The sequence below is a fragment of the Variovorax sp. V118 genome (assembly GCF_041154445.1).
Taxonomy (GTDB): Bacteria; Pseudomonadota; Gammaproteobacteria; order Burkholderiales; family Burkholderiaceae_C; genus Variovorax; species Variovorax boronicumulans.
This window is the reverse complement of the sequence record NZ_AP028663.1, coordinates 4815047-4833379: the sequence shown is the minus strand read 5'-3', so window position 1 is coordinate 4833379 and position 18333 is coordinate 4815047. Positions and strand designations below refer to the sequence as shown.

At 66.7% G+C, this 18333-nt stretch carries 15 protein-coding genes and 1 pseudogene; 11 read left to right on the top strand and 5 right to left on the bottom strand.

The genetic code is table 11. From position 1 onward, the window contains the following. Positions 1-243: 243 nt before the first annotated feature. Both ACAM52_RS22525 and ACAM52_RS22520 read right to left on the bottom strand, forming a co-directional pair. Positions 244-1386, bottom strand: a complete 1143-nt coding sequence (locus tag ACAM52_RS22525) for a sigma-54 interaction domain-containing protein (RefSeq protein WP_369631409.1) — start codon at positions 1384-1386, stop codon at positions 244-246. Continuing rightward, positions 1383-2510, bottom strand: a complete 1128-nt coding sequence (locus ACAM52_RS22520; RefSeq protein WP_369632728.1) for an acyl-CoA dehydrogenase family protein — start codon at positions 2508-2510, stop codon at positions 1383-1385. Before ACAM52_RS22520 ends, ACAM52_RS22525 begins: the two co-directional genes overlap by 4 nt. Before the next feature lie 308 nt (positions 2511-2818). On the opposite strand from ACAM52_RS22520, the gene ssuD reads away from it, so the two are divergent. The 11 genes and pseudogenes from ssuD (at position 2819) to ACAM52_RS22465 (ending at position 14837) form a co-directional block, all read left to right on the top strand. Then, a complete protein-coding gene (gene ssuD / locus ACAM52_RS22515; RefSeq protein WP_369631410.1) occupies positions 2819-3982 on the top strand; it encodes an FMNH2-dependent alkanesulfonate monooxygenase in 1164 nt (387 codons plus the stop codon). Further along, positions 3979-5169 (top strand): acyl-CoA dehydrogenase family protein, encoded by a 1191-nt coding sequence (locus tag ACAM52_RS22510; RefSeq protein WP_369631411.1) that lies wholly within the window; start codon positions 3979-3981, stop codon positions 5167-5169. The genes ssuD and ACAM52_RS22510 overlap by 4 nt, the downstream gene beginning before the upstream one ends. Positions 5170-5508: 339 nt before the next feature. Next, a complete protein-coding gene (gene msuE, locus ACAM52_RS22505) occupies positions 5509-6102 on the top strand; it encodes an FMN reductase (protein ID WP_369631412.1) in 594 nt (197 codons plus the stop codon). Between the two features lie 35 nt (positions 6103-6137). After that, positions 6138-7274, top strand: coding sequence for a dimethylsulfone monooxygenase SfnG (gene sfnG / locus ACAM52_RS22500; RefSeq protein ID WP_369631413.1), 1137 nt, complete (start codon positions 6138-6140; stop codon positions 7272-7274). An 8-nt stretch (positions 7275-7282) separates the two neighbouring features. After that, entirely contained in the window at positions 7283-8176 is an 894-nt protein-coding gene (locus tag ACAM52_RS22495) for an ABC transporter ATP-binding protein (protein ID WP_369631414.1), read from the top strand. Beyond that, a complete protein-coding gene (locus ACAM52_RS22490; protein WP_369631415.1) occupies positions 8176-9072 on the top strand; it encodes a branched-chain amino acid ABC transporter permease in 897 nt (298 codons plus the stop codon). The genes ACAM52_RS22495 and ACAM52_RS22490 overlap by 1 nt, the downstream gene beginning before the upstream one ends. A gap of 3 nt (positions 9073-9075) precedes the next feature. Next, a complete protein-coding gene (locus tag ACAM52_RS22485; protein ID WP_369631416.1) occupies positions 9076-10080 on the top strand; it encodes a branched-chain amino acid ABC transporter permease in 1005 nt (334 codons plus the stop codon). Between the two features lie 60 nt (positions 10081-10140). Beyond that, positions 10141-11463, top strand: a complete 1323-nt coding sequence (locus ACAM52_RS22480) for an ABC transporter substrate-binding protein (RefSeq protein ID WP_369631417.1) — start codon at positions 10141-10143, stop codon at positions 11461-11463. 51 nt (positions 11464-11514) lie between these two features. Further along, positions 11515-12773, top strand: a pseudogene (locus ACAM52_RS22475) (SfnB family sulfur acquisition oxidoreductase). Between the two features lies 1 nt (position 12774). Further along, positions 12775-13551 carry an ABC transporter ATP-binding protein gene (locus tag ACAM52_RS22470; RefSeq protein ID WP_369631419.1) on the top strand — a complete coding sequence of 259 codons (777 nt, stop codon included), beginning with the start codon at positions 12775-12777 and terminating at the stop codon, positions 13549-13551. A gap of 44 nt (positions 13552-13595) precedes the next feature. Next, entirely contained in the window at positions 13596-14837 is a 1242-nt protein-coding gene (locus tag ACAM52_RS22465; protein WP_369631420.1) for an acyl-CoA dehydrogenase family protein, read from the top strand. 590 nt (positions 14838-15427) lie between these two features. On the opposite strand, the gene ACAM52_RS22460 is transcribed toward ACAM52_RS22465, so the two are convergent. The 3 genes from ACAM52_RS22460 to ACAM52_RS22450 are packed head-to-tail and all read right to left on the bottom strand — an operon-like array spanning position 15428 to position 18328. Continuing rightward, positions 15428-16495 (bottom strand): ABC transporter ATP-binding protein, encoded by a 1068-nt coding sequence (locus tag ACAM52_RS22460; RefSeq protein ID WP_369631421.1) that lies wholly within the window; start codon positions 16493-16495, stop codon positions 15428-15430. Positions 16496-16533: 38 nt separating this feature from the next. Further along, a complete protein-coding gene (locus tag ACAM52_RS22455) occupies positions 16534-17433 on the bottom strand; it encodes a carbohydrate ABC transporter permease (RefSeq protein ID WP_369631422.1) in 900 nt (299 codons plus the stop codon). Further along, on the bottom strand, positions 17420-18328 hold the full coding sequence (locus tag ACAM52_RS22450) for a carbohydrate ABC transporter permease (protein ID WP_369631423.1): 909 nt from the start codon (positions 18326-18328) through the stop codon (positions 17420-17422). Before ACAM52_RS22450 ends, ACAM52_RS22455 begins: the two co-directional genes overlap by 14 nt. Positions 18329-18333 lie beyond the last annotated feature (5 nt).

Genomic DNA, 18333 nt, shown 5'->3' with positions numbered 1-18333 from the left:
GGTGTAGGTCCACAGCCCGGAGAAGGCTGAGGGACGCGGCAATCAGCGAGCCACAGCGGGCAGGCGAGTGGGTGGGCATCACTGAGGTTCTGCAGACCCTCAAGCTACATGTGGCGAAGGTTGTGCGAGCATTCGTCGTTCTGGTTGAGCATCATGGCGTCGATCAGGCGCGTGATCGAGGCGCTATTGGGCCCATCTCCAGCAGCGGCTCGCTGGCGAGCTCTGCAACATCAGTCGGTGCGCCTACTTTAGTGCCGAAATCTCCCGGCTCTTGATGAGGCGCGAGCGCAGCACGTTGCGGCTGATGCCCAGCAGCTTGGCCGCCTGCACCTGGTTGCGGTGGCAGAACTCGAAGGCGGTGCGCATCACGGCCTCCTCGATTTGCTCGAACAACTGTTCATTCGGCTCGTTGAAGAGGTCGCGCAGCACGGTTTCTAGCGCCTGTTGCGGCGTGGCGCTGCCTCGGGGCTCGGGGTCCGGCGAACGGCGCTGGATGTTCAGCGACGACAGGTGCAGGTGCTCGGCGCTCATCACGCTGTGCTGGCAGATCAGCAACGCGTGGTGGATGACGTTCTCCAATTCTCGGATGTTGCCGGGCCAGGCATGCTCGGAGAGCTTGTGTTCGGCGCTCGCATCGAGGCGCACGGCGCCATAGCCCAGCCGCTGGCGGTACTCCTCAATGAAATGCCGCGCCAGCGGAAGAATGTCGCCGGGCCGCTCGCGCAGCGTGGGCAGCGCCAGGTGCACCACGTGCAGCCGGTAGAACAGGTCTTCGCGGAAGTGGCCGGCGGCCACTGCGTCCTGCAGTCGCACGTTGGTCGCGGCCACCACACGCACGTCGATCGGCACGCTCTTGCGCGAGCCCAGGCGCACCACCTCGCGCTCCTGCAGCACGCGCAGCAGCTTCACCTGGATCGACAGCGGAAGGTCGCCGATCTCGTCGAGGAACAGCGTGCCGCCGTTGGCCGCCTCGAACCAGCCTGTCTTGGCCGAGAACGCGCCGGTGAAGGCGCCTTTCTCGTGGCCGAAGAGCTCGCTCTCGACCAGGCTCTCGGAGAAGGCACCGCAGTTCACGGCCACGAAAGGCTTGCCGCTGCGGCGGCTCAGGTCGTGCACATGCCGCGCGATCAGCTCCTTGCCGGTGCCGGTCTCTCCGATGATGAGCACGTTGGCGTCGCTGGGCGCCACCATGCGGATGCGCTCGAGCAGCGCGGCCGAGCGTGGGTCCTGGAACACTTGGGCGGTGGCGCGGATTGAGGTGGTGAGCTTGCGCGGGTTGGGCAGCGTGAGGAGCGTGGGCGGGGGGGGCGCATCCCAGTCTTCGTCCGATCCGGGGGCAGCATTGGCCGGCGGCAGCACAGCGAGAGGGCGGGTGTAGGCGGTCATGAGTAGAAGGTCGGTACGGGGTAGTTCTGCTTGAGGGCCCATTCGCCGAGCTCGCGCAGCTTGTAGGCCACCGGGTCGTGCAAGGTCTGGGTGCGCAGGTTGCGCCAGTGGCGGTCCAGCCGCAGGCCGCCGTGCGTCGCGCGCGCGCCGGCCACATCGAACATGCGCGTACAGATGTCCAGACCCGTGTTCGTGGCCGCGACCTTGGCGGTGGCCACGGCCACGGCGACGTCGCCGCGCTCGCGCTCGGTGAGCGCCGGGCCGCGCCGCCATGCCGCGTCGAGCCGGTCGGCCGCGCGGTCGGCCAGCACCCGCACGCTCTCCAGGCCGACCCAGAAGTCGCCGTAGTGGCCCAACACGTAGGGGTCGTCGTGCATCTGCGCCACTTGGGCCGCATGCCAGGGGCGCGACTCGTGCAGCGTGTAGTACCGCGCGTCGTCGAAGGCCGCCTCTGCAATGCCCAGGTAGATGTTGGCCAGCACGAGCTGCGATACCAGGGGGCGCAAGCACGCGAACGGGGTCGAGAGCGGCCCCGGGTCGGCCAGCACCTCGTGCTGCTCCACGCGCACCTTCTCGAAGGTCACGCTGCCGCTGTCGGTCTGGCGCTGGCCGATGTTGTTCCAGTCGGGCGCCACGAAGATCCCCGAGCGGGCCGTGGGCACCGCCGCGACGATGAAGGCGCCGCTGCCCGCTTCGCGCGCCGAGGCGATGAGCATCTCGGAGTCGAGCGCGCCCGAGCAGAAGCTCTTCTGCCCGGTGAACTCGCGCCAGCCTTCGTGCGCGCTGGCCACCGTGCGGTCGTCCAGCGGGTTCAGAGCATTGCCCCAGAACCAGCGGCGGCGCGCGGTCTGCTCGAACCACGGCTGCCATTGCGCGGGCCGCGCGAACAGCCGCACGGTGGCCAGCATCAAGTGATGGAAGCCGAACACGTGGGCGATCGAGCTGTCGGCCTGCGCGAGCAGGCGCACGACGTCGAGTGTCTCGCGCCAGTCGGCGCCGCCGCCGCCGAACTCGTGCGGAATGCTCAGGGCCAGCAGGCCGCTGTCGCGCAGCGCGTCGCGCTCGGTCTTCGGCGTGCCGCCGCGCTCGTCGCGTTCGACCGCGGTCGCGGCGAAGCCTTTCATGAGTTCGCGTGCGATGTCGCGGTGCGATTCGGAAACCGGAATGGAAAGAACGGAACTCACGCAGCCCTCGGTGGTGTGCAGGCAGCACAGTTGCTGCGTCAGCAGCATGTTCGTGGCGAAGGCGTGCCCGACCAACGATGCGATCCGTCTATCGATCCTCGTTTTGCTTCCATGGCAGCAATGCGCTGAGGCCGATGTGTCGCGCGCAGCAGATGTGGTGCTTGGCTGCTGCTGGAGCAGCAGAAATCGCGCGTTTCGGTATGTTCCCGCAGGCAGGGCGACTGGCACGCTAACTGCTGAACTGATGCATGCAACTTTTCTGGTTCCTCCCCACGCACGGCGACAGCCGCTACCTCGGCACCTCGCGCGGCGCGCGCACCGTGAGCCATCGCTACCTGCGACAAGTGGCGCAGGCCGCCGACGAGCTGGGCTACGAAGGCGTGCTGATTCCCACGGGACGTTCCTGCGAAGACTCGTGGGTGGTCGCCTCGTCGCTCGCGGCGCAGACCGAGCGCCTCAAGTTCCTGGTGGCGATCCGTCCCGGCATCATTTCACCGACGGTCTCGGCGCGGCAGGCCGCGACGCTCGATCGTTTTTCCGATGGCCGGCTGCTCATCAACGTGGTGACTGGCGGCGACCCAGACGAGCAGCACGGCGATGGCAGCTTCCTCACGCATGCCGAGCGCTACGAAGTCACCGACGAGTTCCTGCGCATCTGGCGCGGCGTGGCGGCGGGCGAAACGGTCAACTTCTCGGGCAAGCACCTGCGCGTGGAAAACGCGAAGACGCTCTATCCACCGGTGCAGAAGCCGTATCCGCCGCTGTGGTTCGGCGGCTCGTCGGATGCCGCCATTGCGCTCGCGGGCGAGCAGGTCGACGTGTACCTCACCTGGGGCGAGCCGCCGGCGGACGTGGCCGACAAGATCGCGAAGGCCCGCGCTGCGGCAGCGAAGCATGGCCGCACGCTGCGCTTCGGCATCCGGCTGCATGTGATCGTGCGCGAGACCAGCGAAGCCGCATGGCGCGCCGCCGACGAGCTCATCTCCTATGTGACCGACGACACCATCGCGGCCGCGCAGAAGGCCTTCTCGCGCTTCGACTCGGTGGGCCAGCAGCGCATGGCGGCGTTGCACGGCGGGCGGCGCGACAAGCTGGAGGTGTCGCCCAACCTGTGGGCCGGCGTGGGGCTGGTGCGCGGCGGTGCGGGCACGGCGCTCGTGGGCAGCCCCGAAGAGGTGGCGGCGCGCATCCAGGAGTACGCCGCGCTCGGCGTGGAGACCTTCATCTTCTCGGGCTACCCGCACCTCGAAGAAGCGTACCGCGTGGCCGAGCTGCTGTTCCCGCTGCTGCCGCTCGACCATGTGCGCCCGGCGGGGCAGGCCAACATCACGGGCCCCTTCGGCGAAGTGATCGCCAACGACATCGTGCCGTCGTCGTCGAATGAAGCCGTGCGCGAGAAGGCCGCCGCATGAAGCACTTCTCTGCAGAGGCTGGCGACGAAGTCGTGCCGTGGCACGCGACCGCGGAGCGCATCACGCAGACATTGGCACAGACCGCCGTCGAGCGTGACCAGCGCGGCGGCACGCCCAAGGCCGAGCGCGACCTGCTGCGGGCCAGCGGCCTGCTCATGCTCAGCGTTCCGACCGAACTCGGCGGTCTCGGCGCAAGCTGGCAGCAGACGCTCGACGTGGTGCGCGGCTTTGCGCGCGTCGACAGTTCGGTGGCGCACCTGTTCGCCTTTCATCACCTGCTGCTCGCGACCACGCAGCTCTTCGCGCAACGCGCGCAGTGGCAGCCGTGGATCGAGCAGACCCGCGCGCACCGATGGTTCTGGGGCAATGCGCTGAACCCGCTCGAAAAGTCCACGCGCGCGCAGGCGGTCGATGGCGGCTATGTGTTCTCGGGCCGCAAGAGCTTCTGCTCCGGCGCGAGCGACTCCGACATGCTGCTCGCCTCGGCGTTCGATGCAAACGACCGCCTGCTGATCGGCGTCGTGCCCACACAGCGCGCAGGCATTGCGGTGCAGGGCGACTGGGACAATATGGGCCAGCGCCAGACCGATAGCGGCAGCGTGTTGTTCGACAACGTTCGCGTCGACGCGAACGAACTGCTGCTCGACCCCGGCCCGCTCTCGACGCCGTTCGCCTGCCTGCGCCCGCTGCTGGCGCAGCTGATCCTGGCGAACATCTACCTCGGGCTGGGCGAAGGCGCGCTCGAAGAGGCGAAGTCTTTCACGCTGCAGCAAGGCCGTCCCTGGCTGTTCTCGACAGCCTCGTCCGCGAACGAAGATCCCTACGTGCTCACGCACTACGGCGACTTCTGGCTCGCGCTGCAGGGCGCTCGCCTGCTGCTCGACCAGGCGGCTGCGGCCTTCGACCAGGCCTGGCTGCGTGGCACTTCGCTCGACGAGCGCGAGCGCGGCCAGGTGGCTGTGGCGGTCGGTGCTGCCAAGGTCGCGAGCACACGCGCGAGCCTAGAGGTGGCGCACCGCATGTTCGAAGTGACGGGCGCGCGCGCCACTACCGCGGCGCTGCGCCTCGACCGCTACTGGCGCAACCTGCGCGTTCACACGTTGCACGATCCGGTGGATTACAAGCTGCGCGAGCTCGGCGACTGGGCGCTCAATGCCCGCGTGCCGCAACCCAGTTTCTATTCCTGAACTTTGGCGTCCGATGCAACGGGCCTGCGACCTCGCGTCGCAGGCCCGTTGTGCTTTCAGGCGCCCGCGGCGGCTGCTGCGTGAGAAGCAGGTTTCCCCTCGGGTTGCTGTCCGGCGTTCATTTGGTGTGCGCATACCTATACGCGCCAAACAACTATGGACTGCGCGCTGCTGCCCCGTCAGCAACCCACCCGCAGCCTGCTGCCGATTCAGCATGAGTGCAAGCCACCATTTTTTTCTAACTTGTTGATTCATAAGGGAAAAGAAGGTGGCATGCCATTCGCTTATATCCAGTGCGCTGTGAATTGATCGCAGCTTCCAAACAGAGGTCATATCACCATGAGTCGAAAACTGAAAGTCGTTGCCGTCTCCGGCAGCCTGCAACGTCCCTCGCGCACGCTGGTGCTGGTCGATGAGCTGCTGGCTGCGCTCGGCGATGAAGTCGCCATCGATGCGCGCGTGATCTCGCTCGGCGAGATCGGCCCGCAGTTCGCCGGTGTGCTCTATCGCAACCAGTTGCCCGCTGTGGTCGAAGAAAGCATTGCGGCCATTGAATCGGCTGACCTGTTGCTGGTAGCGAGCCCGGTGTACCGCGGCTCGTACACGGGGCTGTTCAAGCACCTGTTCGATTTCGTTCACCACGAAGCGCTGACCGACAAGCCCGTGCTGCTTGCGGCCACCGGCGGCAGCGACCGGCATGCGCTGGTCATCGACCACCAGCTGCGCCCGCTCTTCAGCTTCTTCCAGGCGCGCACGCTGCCCATCGGCGTCTACGCGGTCGAGAAGGATTTCGAGGGCTACGAGATCGCCAACCCGGCGCTGTGCGAGCGCATCGCGCTGGCCGTCGCGCGTGCCGTGCCGCAACTGCGTGACGCCTCCCCGGCCTCCACGCCTGCACCCGCCCGTCGCAGGGCCGTGGCGCTGCCCGCCTGAAGCCCCTTCGACCTTTACAGAGAAAGAGCCTTGCCATGAGCCAAACGCCTTCCACCCCCGCCCCCGTCAAGTTCGCCTATTGGGTGCCCAACGTCAGCGGCGGCCTCGTGGTCAGCACCATCGAGCAGCGCACCGACTGGAGCCTTGAATACAACCAGCGCCTGGCGCTCGCGGCCGAGACGGCCGGCTTCGAATATGCGCTGAGCCAGATCCGCTTCACCGCGGGCTACGGCGCGGAGTACCAGCACGAGTCGGTGTCGTTCAGCCAGGCGCTGCTGCATGCGACCACCAAGCTCAAGGTGCTGGCCGCGATCCTGCCCGGCCCGTGGAGCCCGGCCGTGGTGGCCAAGCAGATCGCCACCATCGACCACATCTCTAACGGCCGTATCGCCATCAACGTGGTGAGCGGCTGGTTCAAGGGCGAATTCCAGGCCATCGGCGAGCCATGGCTGGAGCACGACGAGCGCTACCGCCGTTCCAACGAATTCATCCGCGCGCTCAAGGGTATCTGGACGCAGGACAACTTCACCTTCAAGGGCGACTTCTATCGCTTCAGCGAATACACGCTGAGCCCGAAGCCGGTGCAAAAGCCGCACCCCGAAATCTTCCAGGGCGGCAGCTCGCGTGCCGCGCGCGACAACGCGGCCAGCGTGTCGGACTGGTACTTCACCAATGGCAACACGCCCGAAGGCCTGAAGGAGCAGATCGACGACATCCAGGCCAAGGCCGCACAGAACGGCCACACGGTGCGCATCGGCGTGAACGCCTTCGTCATCGCCCGCGACACCGAGGAAGAAGCCAAGGCCGTGCTGGCCGATATCATCAAGCACGCCCACGTCGAGGCGGTGCATGCCTTCGGCGACGCGGTCAAGCAGGCAGGCAAGGCCTCGCCCGAGGGCGAGGGCAACTGGGCCAAGTCCACCTTCGAAGACCTCGTGCAATACAACGACGGCTTTCGCACCAACCTAATCGGAACGCCGCAGCAGATTGCCGAGCGCATCGTGGCGCTCAAGGCCATCGGGGTCGACCTGATCCTGACCGGCTTCCTGCACTTCATCGAAGAGGTGGAGTATTTCGGCGAGAAGGTGTTGCCGCTGGTGCGTAAGCTCGAAGCGGAGCTGGCCGCTCGCGGAGAAAAGCCGAGCAAGGCAGCGCTGGAAGCCGTGGCGTGAACCTGGTGATGCCTGATCTTTTCTTCGAGGCGGGGCCGGTCTCGCTCGGTGTCGATCCGGTGGCTTTCGTGCCGGCGGGCCGCACGGCGCCGGCTGGGGAAGATACCGCGACCTCGGCCGTGCTGCGGCTGGAGGGCATCGACCTGTCCTTCGGCGGCGTCACCGCGCTGTCGGGCGTGGACCTCGCGATCGCCAAGGGAGAGATCCGCGCCGTCATCGGGCCCAATGGTGCCGGCAAGAGCTCGCTGGTCAATGTCATCAGCGGGCTGTACCGGCCCGACCGCGGGCGCGTGTGGATCGGTGGGCGCAGCTTCGGCCATATGCCGACGGCGCGGCTGGCCCGGCTGGGCATCGCGCGCACCTTCCAGAACCTTGCGCTCTTCAAGGGCTTGAGCGTGCGCGACAACATCGTGCTCGGCCGCGTCGATGCGGCGCGCTCCACCTTCATCGAACAGCTTATCGGCCTCGGCCGCGCGCGCCGCGAACGCGAAGATGCACGCGCGCGGGCCGACGCGATCGTCGGCTTCCTCGGACTGGGCGCCGTGGGCGAGCGGCTGGCCGGCACGCTGGCCTATGGACTGCAAAAGCGCGTCGAGCTGGCGCGTGCACTGGTCGCTGCGCCGCAACTGCTGCTGCTGGACGAGCCGATGGCCGGCATGACCGTCACTGAGAAAAGCGAGATGGCGCATTTCGTGCGCGGCGCGCGCGACGAGTTCGGCACCACCATCCTCCTGATCGAGCACGACATCGGCGTGGTGCTGGGCCTGTCGGACCGCGTGGCCGTGCTCGACTACGGCCGCAAGATCGCCGACGGCACCCCGGCCGAAGTGCGCAGCGATCCGGCGGTGATCGACGCCTACCTGGGCGTGGCCCACGACGACGACCAAGCGGAGCAGGGCTGATGGATGCCTCCGATCTCAGCTTCTTCGCCGAGGTGCTCATCGGCGGCCTGCTCTCGGGTGTGATGTATTCGCTCGTGGCCATCGGCTTCGTGTTGATCTACAAGACCTCGGGCGTACTCAATTTCGCGCAGGGTGCGCAGCTGCTGTTCGCCGCGCTCACCTTCGTGAGCCTGGTGGAGCGCAACGTGCCTTTTGCGCTCGCCTTGCTGCTGACCTTCGCGCTCATGGTGCTGCTGGGCCTGGTCATTGAGCGCACCGTGTTGCGGCCGCTGGTGAACCAGCCGCCGATCACGCTGTTCATGGCGACGCTGGGCCTCTCATACGTGATCGAGGGCGTGGCGCAGCTGGTGTGGGGCACGCAGGTGCACGCGCTGGAACTGGGTATTGCGGACGAGCCGCTGCAGTTCCTCGGCATCATGGTCTCGACCTTCGACCTGTTCGCAGCCGCAACGGCCGGCGTGATGGTCGCGTTGCTCTCAGCTTTCTTCCGCTACACCCGCGTGGGCCTGGCGTTTCGCGCGGTGGCGGACGACACCTATGCGGCCATTGCAGTGGGCCTGCGCCTGCCGCGCATCTGGGCCACGGTGTGGGCCGCGGCCGGTGTCATCGCGCTGGTGGCCGGCCTGCTCTGGGGCGCGCGGCTGGGCGTGCAGTTCTCGCTGTCGCTGGTGGTGCTGAAGGCGCTACCGGTGCTGGTGCTCGGCGGCTTCGATTCGATCCTGGGCGCGATCGTCGGCGGACTGGTGATCGGCGCGCTCGAGAAGCTGGCCGAGGTGTACATCGGGCCTTTCGTGGGCGGTGGCATCGAGAGCTGGTTCGCGTACGTGGCCGCGCTGGCCTTCCTGCTGAGCCGTCCGAGCGGGTTGTTCGGGCAGAAGCTGGTCGAGCGTGCCTGAGCCATGCGTACCGTTTCCGTGCCTCCATGGACCTTGCCGCTGGTCGTTCTGGTCATCGCTTTCGGCGTCTTGCCGTTCGTCGCGTCCGGCTATGTGTTCGACGCGTTGCTGATTCCGTTCCTCGCGCTGTCGCTCGCGGCGGTGGGGCTCAACCTGCTGACCGGCTACGCGGGCCAGCTGTCGCTGGGTACCGCGGCCTTCATGGCGGTCGGCGCCTTTGCGGCCTACAACTTCAACCTGCGCGTGGAAGGGCTTCCGCTGTTCGTGAGCATCGGCCTCGCGGGGCTGGCCGCCACGGCCGTCGGTCTGGTGTTCGGCCTTCCGAGCCTGCGGCTGCGCGGCTTCTACCTCGCGGTGTCGACACTGGCCGCGCAGTTCTTCGTGCAATGGGCGCTGACCAAGTTCAGCTGGTTCAGCAACGACAACGCCTCTGGCGTGATCGATGCGCCCGCGCTCGAAGTGGCCGGCATCGTGTTCGACACGCCGGTGGGGCGCTACATTTTCGCGCTGGTCGTGGTGACGGTGCTTACCTTGCTGGCATGGCGCCTGGTGCGAACGCAGACGGGCCACCACTTCATTGCCGTGCGCGACAACGAGCTGGCGGCGCGCGTCATCGGCGTGCCGGTGCTGCGCACCAAGCTGCTGGCGTTTGCGGTGTCGTCGTTCATCGTCGGCGTGGCGGGCGTGCTGTGGGGCTTCGTGTACCTGCGCACCGTGGAGCCGGCGGGCTTCAACCTCGACCGCTCGTTCCAGATTCTCTTCATCGTGATCATCGGCGGGCTGGCGACGATCCGCGGGGCCTTCTTCGGCGCGGCGCTGATCGTGGTGTTTCCACTGCTGCTCTCGCGCGTGGGCAGCTTCCTGTTCGGCGGCTGGTTCGATTCGGGCGTGCTCGACATGAGCCAGCGCATCGTGCTGGGCGCGCTGATCATTTTCTTTCTCGCCGCGGAGCCGCAGGGGCTGGTCGCCCTGTGGGACCGCGCACGCAAGCGGCTCGCGCCTGCCTGAGCGCACACCACTTCTGATTCCATTTCCTTCTTCCTTCGCATCCTAAGAGCCTTCATCACCATGTCCTTCCTCAAGCACCTGAAAACCGCGGCCCTGGCCGCCACCCTGTCTGTGGTCGGCCTGCAGTTCGCGCATGCCGACGGTAACGAGCAGTTCTTCCCGCTGCAGAGCTATCGCGTCGGCCCCTACGCGGCCGGCGGCACGGGCTTCTTTGGCGGCTTCATCGACTACCTGAACCTGGTCAACACGCGCGACGGCGGCGTGGGTGGCGTCAAGCTGACCTGGGAAGAGGGCGAGACGCAATATGAAGTGGAGCGCGGCGTGGAGGTGTACGAGCGCCTGAAGCAACGCCCCGGCATCGCGACCTGGAACCCGCTGTCGGTCGGCATCGCCTATGCGCTCATCGACCGCGTGACGGCCGACAAGGTGCCGCTGCTCACCATCAACCACGGCCGCACCGACACCACCGACGGGCGCGTGTTCAAGTACATCTTTCCGCTGCTGCTCAACCCGTACAGCGAAACCTCGGGCATCGTGAACTACATCGCGGGCAAGGAGGGCGGCGCCGACAAGCTCAAGGGCAAGAAGATCGTGGTGCTGTACCACGGCTCGCCCTACGGCAAGGAGACCATCCCGATCTATGAGTTGCTGGCCAAGAAGTACGGCTTCACGCTGCAGCAGATCGAGGTGCCGCACCCGGGCAACGAACAGCAGTCGCAGTGGCTCACCATCCGCCGCGTGAAGCCCGACTACGTGGTGCTGCGCGGTTGGGGCGTGATGAACCCGGTGGCGCTCAAGACGGCGCAGAAGACGGGCTTTCCGGTCGACCACATCGTGGGCAACGTCTGGTCCAACTCCGAGGAAGACGTGATCCCCGCGGGTGATGCGGCCAAGGGCTACGTGGCCATCACCACGGTGGCGGCCGGCGCGCAGTATCCGGTGCTGCAGGACATCACCAAGGTCGTCTACGGTGCGGGCAAGGGCAACCTGCAGGACACCAAGCGCATCGGCAGCGTCTATCACAACCTCGGCGTGCTCAACGGCATCCTGAACGTGGAGGCCATCCGCATCGCGCAGGCGAAGTTCGGCAAGCGCACGCTCACCGGCGACGAAATCCGCTGGGGCCTGGAAAACCTGAAGATCGACGAGGCACGCGCCGCAGCGCTCGGTGCCAAGGGCCTGTTCCATTCGATCAACGTGACCTGGGACAACCACGAAGGCGATGGCCGCGTGGCCTTCCAGCAATGGGACGGCAGCAAGTGGAACGTGGTGTCCGACTGGATCGCGCCCGACTGGAAGCTGCTGCGGCCGATCATCGAGAAGTCTTCGCTGGCCTATGCCAAGGAAAAGAACGTCAAGGTGCGCAAGAGCATCGACGACTGAACCCAACGCACGTCCTCATTCGAAATCACTCGCCATTCCAAAGGCCATCCGATGTCCGCTGTTCTCCAATCCTCCGCATCCGCACCGGCCGCAGCCAACGACGCAGTGCCCGGCCTGCCACTGTCCGACACGCCGGCGCATGTGATCCGCGACGACGCCGAAGCCATCGCCGTGGCGCATGCCCTGGCGGCGAGGCTTATCGTCGGCGCCTCCGAGCGCGACCGCCTGCGTCGCTGGCCCGTCGAGGAGATCGACGCCTATTCACAGAGCGGCCTCTGGGCCATCAACGTGCCCAAGGCCTTCGGCGGTGCGGACGTGTCGTACGCCACGCTGGCCGAGGTGATCGCGATCATCTCGGCGGCCGACCCTTCGCTCGGGCAGATCACGCAGAACCACCTGGGCTTCGTCGCCGCGGTGCGCACGGTGTCCGACGCGGCGCAGCAGACGTTGTTCTTCGCCGACTTCCTGCGCGGCGTACGCTGGGGCAATGCGTTCTCGGAGTCCGGCTCCAAGCGCGCGGCCGATTTCGAGACGCGCTTCACCGACGCGGGCGACCACGTGGTGGTGACCGGCAAGAAGTTCTATTCGACCGGCGCGCTGCTCGCGCACTACGTGCCCATCGTGGCCAACGACGAAGCAGGCAACACCTGGTACGTGGTGGCCGATCGCAATGCACCGGCCTCACGGTGATCGACGACTGGTCGGCCTTCGGCCAGCGCACCACGCTCAGCGGCACGGTGGTCATCGACCATGTGAAGGTGCCCAAGTCGCACTTGATCCCGGCGTTCAAGGGCTACGACACGCCTTCGGCTGATGGCGCGATCTTCCAGATCATCCAGGCGGCGGTCGATGTGGGCATTGCGCGCGGCACTATTGCCGAGACGGTCGATTTCATCCGCACCAAGACGCGTCCGTGGATCGACAGCCAGCGTGAGCATGCATGGGAAGACCCGTATTCGATCCAGGCCGTGGGCGACCTGCAGATCCGCCTGCATGCGAGCGAAGCGCTGCTGGAGCGCGCGGGCCGCGCCATCGACCGCGCGGTGGCCGCACCCGGTGCCGACAGCGTGGCCGCAGCGCAGATCGCGACGGCCGAGGCCAAGGTGCTCTCCACCGAAATCGCGATCCTGGCGACCAACAAGCTCTTCGAACTGGCTGGCACGCGCTCGACGTTGGGCCAGTACAACCTGGACCGCCACTGGCGCAATGCGCGCACGCACACGCTGCACGACCCGGTGCGCTGGAAGTACGCCATCGTGGGCAACTACTTCCTCAATGGCGTGAAGCCACCGTTCCACGCGTGGAGCTGAGGTGACGGCCCCCTTGTTGCGCATCGAGGCGGTAGCGGCTGCGTACCAGCGCTCGATCGTCGCGCTGCACGGCGTGAGCCTGGAGGTGCGCGTCGGTGAGATCCACGCGCTGCTCGGCGCCAACGGGGCGGGCAAGTCGACGACGCTCAAGGCGGTGTCGAACCTGCTGCCGGCCGAGCGCGGTGAGGTCACGGCGGGGCGCATCGTCTTCGACGGACGCGACACCGGTCGCACGAGCCCGGCCGACCTCGTGCGGTTGGGCCTGGTGCAGGTGCTGGAGGGCCGCCACTGCTTTCGCACGCTGACAGTGGAGGAGAACCTGCTGACCGGCGCGCTCGGGCGCAGCGCGCGACGCGCGGAAGCCGCCGAAGACCTTGCGCGGGTCTACGCGATCTTTCCGAAGCTCAAGGACCGGCGAAAGACCCTGGCGGGCCTAAGCTCCGGCGGCGAGCAGCAGATGACGGCCATCGGTCGCGCGCTGATGTCGCGGCCCCGGCTACTGGTGCTCGACGAGCCGTCGATGGGCCTCGCGCCGCTCGTGGTGCGCGACATCTTCGAGCAGCTGCGGCGACTCAACCGCGAGGAGGGCCTGTCGATCCTCGTGGCCGAGCAGAACTCCACCGTGGCGCTGCAGTACGCGGACCGCGCGACCGTGCTCGATGCCGGCGTGGCGGTCTTGAGCGGTGACGCGCAGGCGTTGCGCCAGCGCGCCGACATCCAGTCTTTCTATTTCGGCGAAGGCGATGTAGCCGGCGCTGTTTCCCACGCCGCGGTCTGAAGGCCCGGCACCTTGTCCCATCCGTTTCATCAGGAGCTCGCACCATGAGCCTCACGCTCGAGCAAGCGCTCAAGACCTCGCCCTGGCAAGGCAAGCCGCGTCCGGCCGACGCACCCCAGTGGCTGGCCCGCGCCGCCGAGGTGGCCGCCATCCTCGCGGTCGACCAGGTCGCGCGCGACCGCCAGCAGGCGGTGCCCACGGCCGAAGTGCAGCTGCTCAAGGACGCGGGCCTTACCACGCTGCTCGGCCCGGTACAGCATGGCGGGGCGGGGCAGTCCTGGGACACGGCCTATAAGGTGATCCGCATCGTGGCCTCGGGCGACGGCTCTATCGGCCAGCTGCTGGGCTACCACTACCTCTGGGCCTGGGCGGTGCACCTGGTGGGTACGTCGGAACAGATCGACGCGGTGGAGGCGCTCTACACGGCCAACGACCTGTTCTTCGGCGGCGCGGTGAATCCGCGCGACGGTGATCTGGTGATCACCGAGGTCGACGGACAGCTGGCCTACAACGGCCGCAAGTCGTTCTCGACCGGCTCGAAGGTCTCGGACCTCACCGTGCTCGAAGGCGTGCTGCAAGGCACCGACAAACACATCTTCGCGATCGTGCCGTCGAAGCAGGACGGCATCCGTTACCTCGACGATTGGGACCACCTGGGCCAGCGCCTGTCCGAATCGGGCGGCGTGATCATCGAGGACGTGCGCATCGACTGGGCGAGCGCCGCGGGCTATGTCGACAAGGTCTACCAGAGCCGCACCTACGAGACGCTGAACCTGCCTGCGATCCAGCTCGTGTTCGCGAACTTCTACCTGGGCATTGCCGAGGGCGCGCTGAAGACGGCCGCGGGCTACACGCGCGAGAAGACGCGCGCCTGGCCCTACGGCGGGGACAACAAGGAGGCTGCGAGCGATGAGTGGTACATCCTGGAGGCCTACGGCACGCTGCAATCGCGCCTGTGGGCGGCGGAAGAACTCGCCAACTCAGCCGGCGCGGAAATCTCCGCGCTGCTGCACGCCGAGCGCGATGCCCTGACACCCGAGGCCCGCGGGCGCGTGGCGGTGCGCATTGCGGCGGCCAAGCAGGCGGCGGTCGACATCGGGCTGGAGATCGGCACCAAGGTGTTCGAGGTCACTGGCGCGCGTGCCACCTCGAACGCGGTGGGCCTGGACATCTTCTGGCGCAACATCCGCACGCATTCGCTGCATGACCCCATCGCCTACAAGCGGCGCGAGGTGGGAGCCTATGCGCTGAGAGGGCAGATCCCGGAGCCAAGTTGGTACACCTGAGAAGTAGTCATCGCCAAGGAGAAGGATGTAAGCGCGTTGTGGGCATGCGGGAATTGCGCCAGCTCAACCGGCGATGGCCCGGGATTTCGATTACTGGTGGGCCGACCGACAAACGGCAAGGGGGTATTTTCGTGACTTTGGTTATCGTCGATTGGCCCGCGAAGTCCGGCATTGGCATCGCCCAGAGCTGGTTTCTTGAGGCGTTCGCAATTTGATGCCGTGGTTCCTCGCCGCTCAAACTGTGAGAGAAAACGGGTTGTAGAGCGGCGGGCGAGATATGTCGCGCAAGCAAGCGCGCGGGGGCGTGGCCGAAAAATGACAGATGGCGCATTCATGCTCTCAAACAGGTCATGTCCTTGTTCCGCCTTCGCACGATCCCACCGATAGTGATATGAAACCACGTGCTTTTGGCTTCGGGAACGATTCGCCAGCGTGGTCAGATCCAGTGCTGGTCCGTTCGTGTGGGCCATCGATCCGCTGCTGCCAGCCATTGTGAATTCGTGGGCGCGACTGCGGCCGTCGAGGCGGAGTCTCAACGATGCAGCGGCGGCCGTAGACGCCGATGAGCAGGCGAGGCCCTGGCCAGCGCGTTAGTTGAGCCGCTGCCCGCCTGCTGCGTCGAAAAGATGCGCCTTCGCTGCCACAGGCCACAGCGGCAGCCGCTCGCCGGGGCGGGCGTCGATGCGGTCGCGGAAGGCGGCCATCACCGGATGGCCGCCCAGGCGCAGCGCCACCTGCGTTTCCGAACCGGTCGGCTCGACCACCACCACGTCGGCGGGCAGGCCCTGCCCGGCGTTGAGGGTGAAGTTCTCCGGGCGCGTGCCGTAGAGCACGCGGTCGCCGTGTGTGCCGCTCGATGCGTTGGCCAGCGGCAGCCGCAGGCCGTCGTCCGTCAACACATGCGGTGCGCCGTCGAGCTGCAACCGGCCGGGAATGAAATTCATCGCGGGCGAACCGATGAAGCCGGCCACGAAGGCGTTGCGCGGGCGGTCGTACAGGGCGAGCGGCTCACCGATCTGTTCGACTTTTCCTTCCTTCAGCACCACGATGCGGTCGGCCATGGTCATCGCTTCGACCTGGTCATGGGTGACGTACACCGTGGTCGTGCCCAGCCGCTGGTGCAGCGCCTTGATCTCGGTGCGCATCTGCACGCGCAGCTTGGCGTCGAGGTTCGACAGCGGCTCGTCGAACAGGAAAGCCTGCGGCTGGCGCACGATGGCCCGGCCCATGGCCACGCGCTGGCGCTGGCCGCCCGAGAGCTGGCGCGGGTGCCGATGCAGGAGCTCGCCCAGGCCCAGTGTGTCGGCCGCCTGCTGCACGCGGCGGGCGATCTGGTCTTTCGCGATGCCCTGGATCTTCAGGCCGAAGCCCAGGTTCTGCGCCACGGTCATGTGCGGGTAGAGCGCGTAGTTCTGGAACACCATCGCCACGTCGCGGTCGCACGGCGCGGTGTCGTTGAGGCGGCGGTCGCCCAGCAGGACGTCGCCACCCTCGGCGGTTTCCAGCCCGGCAATCACGCGCAGCAGCGTCGACTTGCCGCAGCCGCTCGGACCGACGAGCGCCACGAACTCGCCGTCGCGAATGTCGATGTCGATGCCGCGGATCACCGGCGTGCTGCCGAACTGCTTGAAGAGCTTGCGGATGATGATGGAGGCCATGAGTTTCTTATGTGGGTTGCTGTTTTCGAAGGCCTGCATCAGTCCTTGACGCCGCCGGCCGTCAGCCCGCGCACGAGGTACTTGCGCACCAGCACCGTGAAGACGATCACCGGCAGCATCACCAGCGTGCCGCTTGCGGCGATCTTGGTCCATTCCCAGCCTTCGTACTGCAGGAAGTTGACGATGGCCACGGGCGCGGTGATGGCGTTGGTGCGCGTGAGGATCAGCGCGTAGAAGAAATCGTTCCACGAGAAGATGAAGCACATCACCGCAGTGGCGGCGAGGCCCGGCGCGGTGAGCGGCAAGGCCACGCGCCAGAACGCCTGCCAGACGCCGCAGCCGTCGATCCATGCGGCCTCTTCGAGCGATGCGGGCACCGCCTCGAAGAAGGTCTGCATGAGCCAGATGACGATCGCGAGGTTGAACGTGAGGTACACGATGGCTAGCCCGATCACCGTGTCCTGCAGCCCGAGGTACTGGTAGGCGAGGAAGAACGGAATGGTGAAGGCGATGGGCGGCGCCATGCGCGTCACCAGAATCCACAGCGCGATGCGGTCGCGACCCTTGAATTTCCAGCGCGTGAGCGCATAGGCCGCGGGCACGCCGATCACCAGCGAGAAACCGGTCGACAGCGTGCTCACCAGCAGGCTGTTGCCGAACGACTTGAGGAAGTTGCCCTGCAAGAGGCTCGCGAAGCCGTCCAGCGTGGGCACGAAGAGCAGGGCGTCGTCGAAGATGTCGGCCACAGGCTTGAAGGCGAGCTGCACCAGCCACAGGAACGGCGACAGCACGAGCAGCACCAGCACGGCGACCGTGAGCGAGCGGCTGTGGGTGTGCCACCACGGCGCGCGGCGACGGCCTGTAGTGCCGATGCCGGCGCCTTCTTCGTGCGTGCCGGCCAGGTCGGCGGCGTCGAGCATACGGCTAATGCTGTTCATGGTCGCTCCATCCGAGTTTGCCGACCAGCCAGCTCAGCACGAACACGCCCACCAGCATCACCGTGGCGATGGCGCTCGCGTAGCCCCAGTACGAGAAGTTGAAGGCCTGGATGAAGCCGTAGTAGTTGGTGACCTCGCTCACGTTGCCCGGCCCGCCGTTGGTCAGCACGTAGATGAGCGGAAAGGCCTTGAAGCTGTCGATGAGCCGGAAGAGGCCGCACACCACCAGCACCGGCCGGATGTAGGGGAACACGATGTAGCGAAACAGTTGCCAGCGGTTGGCGCCTTCGAGCCGTGCGGCCTCCAGCGGATCGTCCGGAATCATCTGCAGCGAGGCCAGCACCATCAGCATGGTGAACGGAAACCATTGCCAGGTGTCGGCCAACGAAATGGCCCAGAGCGCCGTGTCGGGGTTGGCGATGAGCGAGCGCACCGGCAGGCCCAGGTGCTCGAGCACGCGGTGCATGGGGCTCACATCGGGCGTGTACATGATCTTCCAGATCAGCGCGACGACGATCGGCGGCAGCACCATCGGAATGAGGAACAGCGTGCGCGCGCCGTCGAGCACGCGCGACTTCCCGTTGAGCAACAGCGCGAGCCCGAGGCCCACCAGCAACTGCAGTACCACGCTCGATGCCGACAGCTTGAACTGCACCGCGATGGAACCGAGGAAGCGGTTGTCGTGCAGCAGCTGCCGGTAGTTGACCAGCGGATCGTCGAAGCGGAAGGTGGCCGCCGGGTCGGTGAGGCTGAGCGGCGTGAAGCTCGCCACCAGCAGCGCCACGGCCGGCACCAGCGTGATGACGAGCAACACCGTCAGCGACGGCGACAGGCCCAGCAGGAAGGCCCGGCGCCGCTCGGCCTGCCAGCCCGGCGCGGAAAGAGCGAAGGCCATGGCTC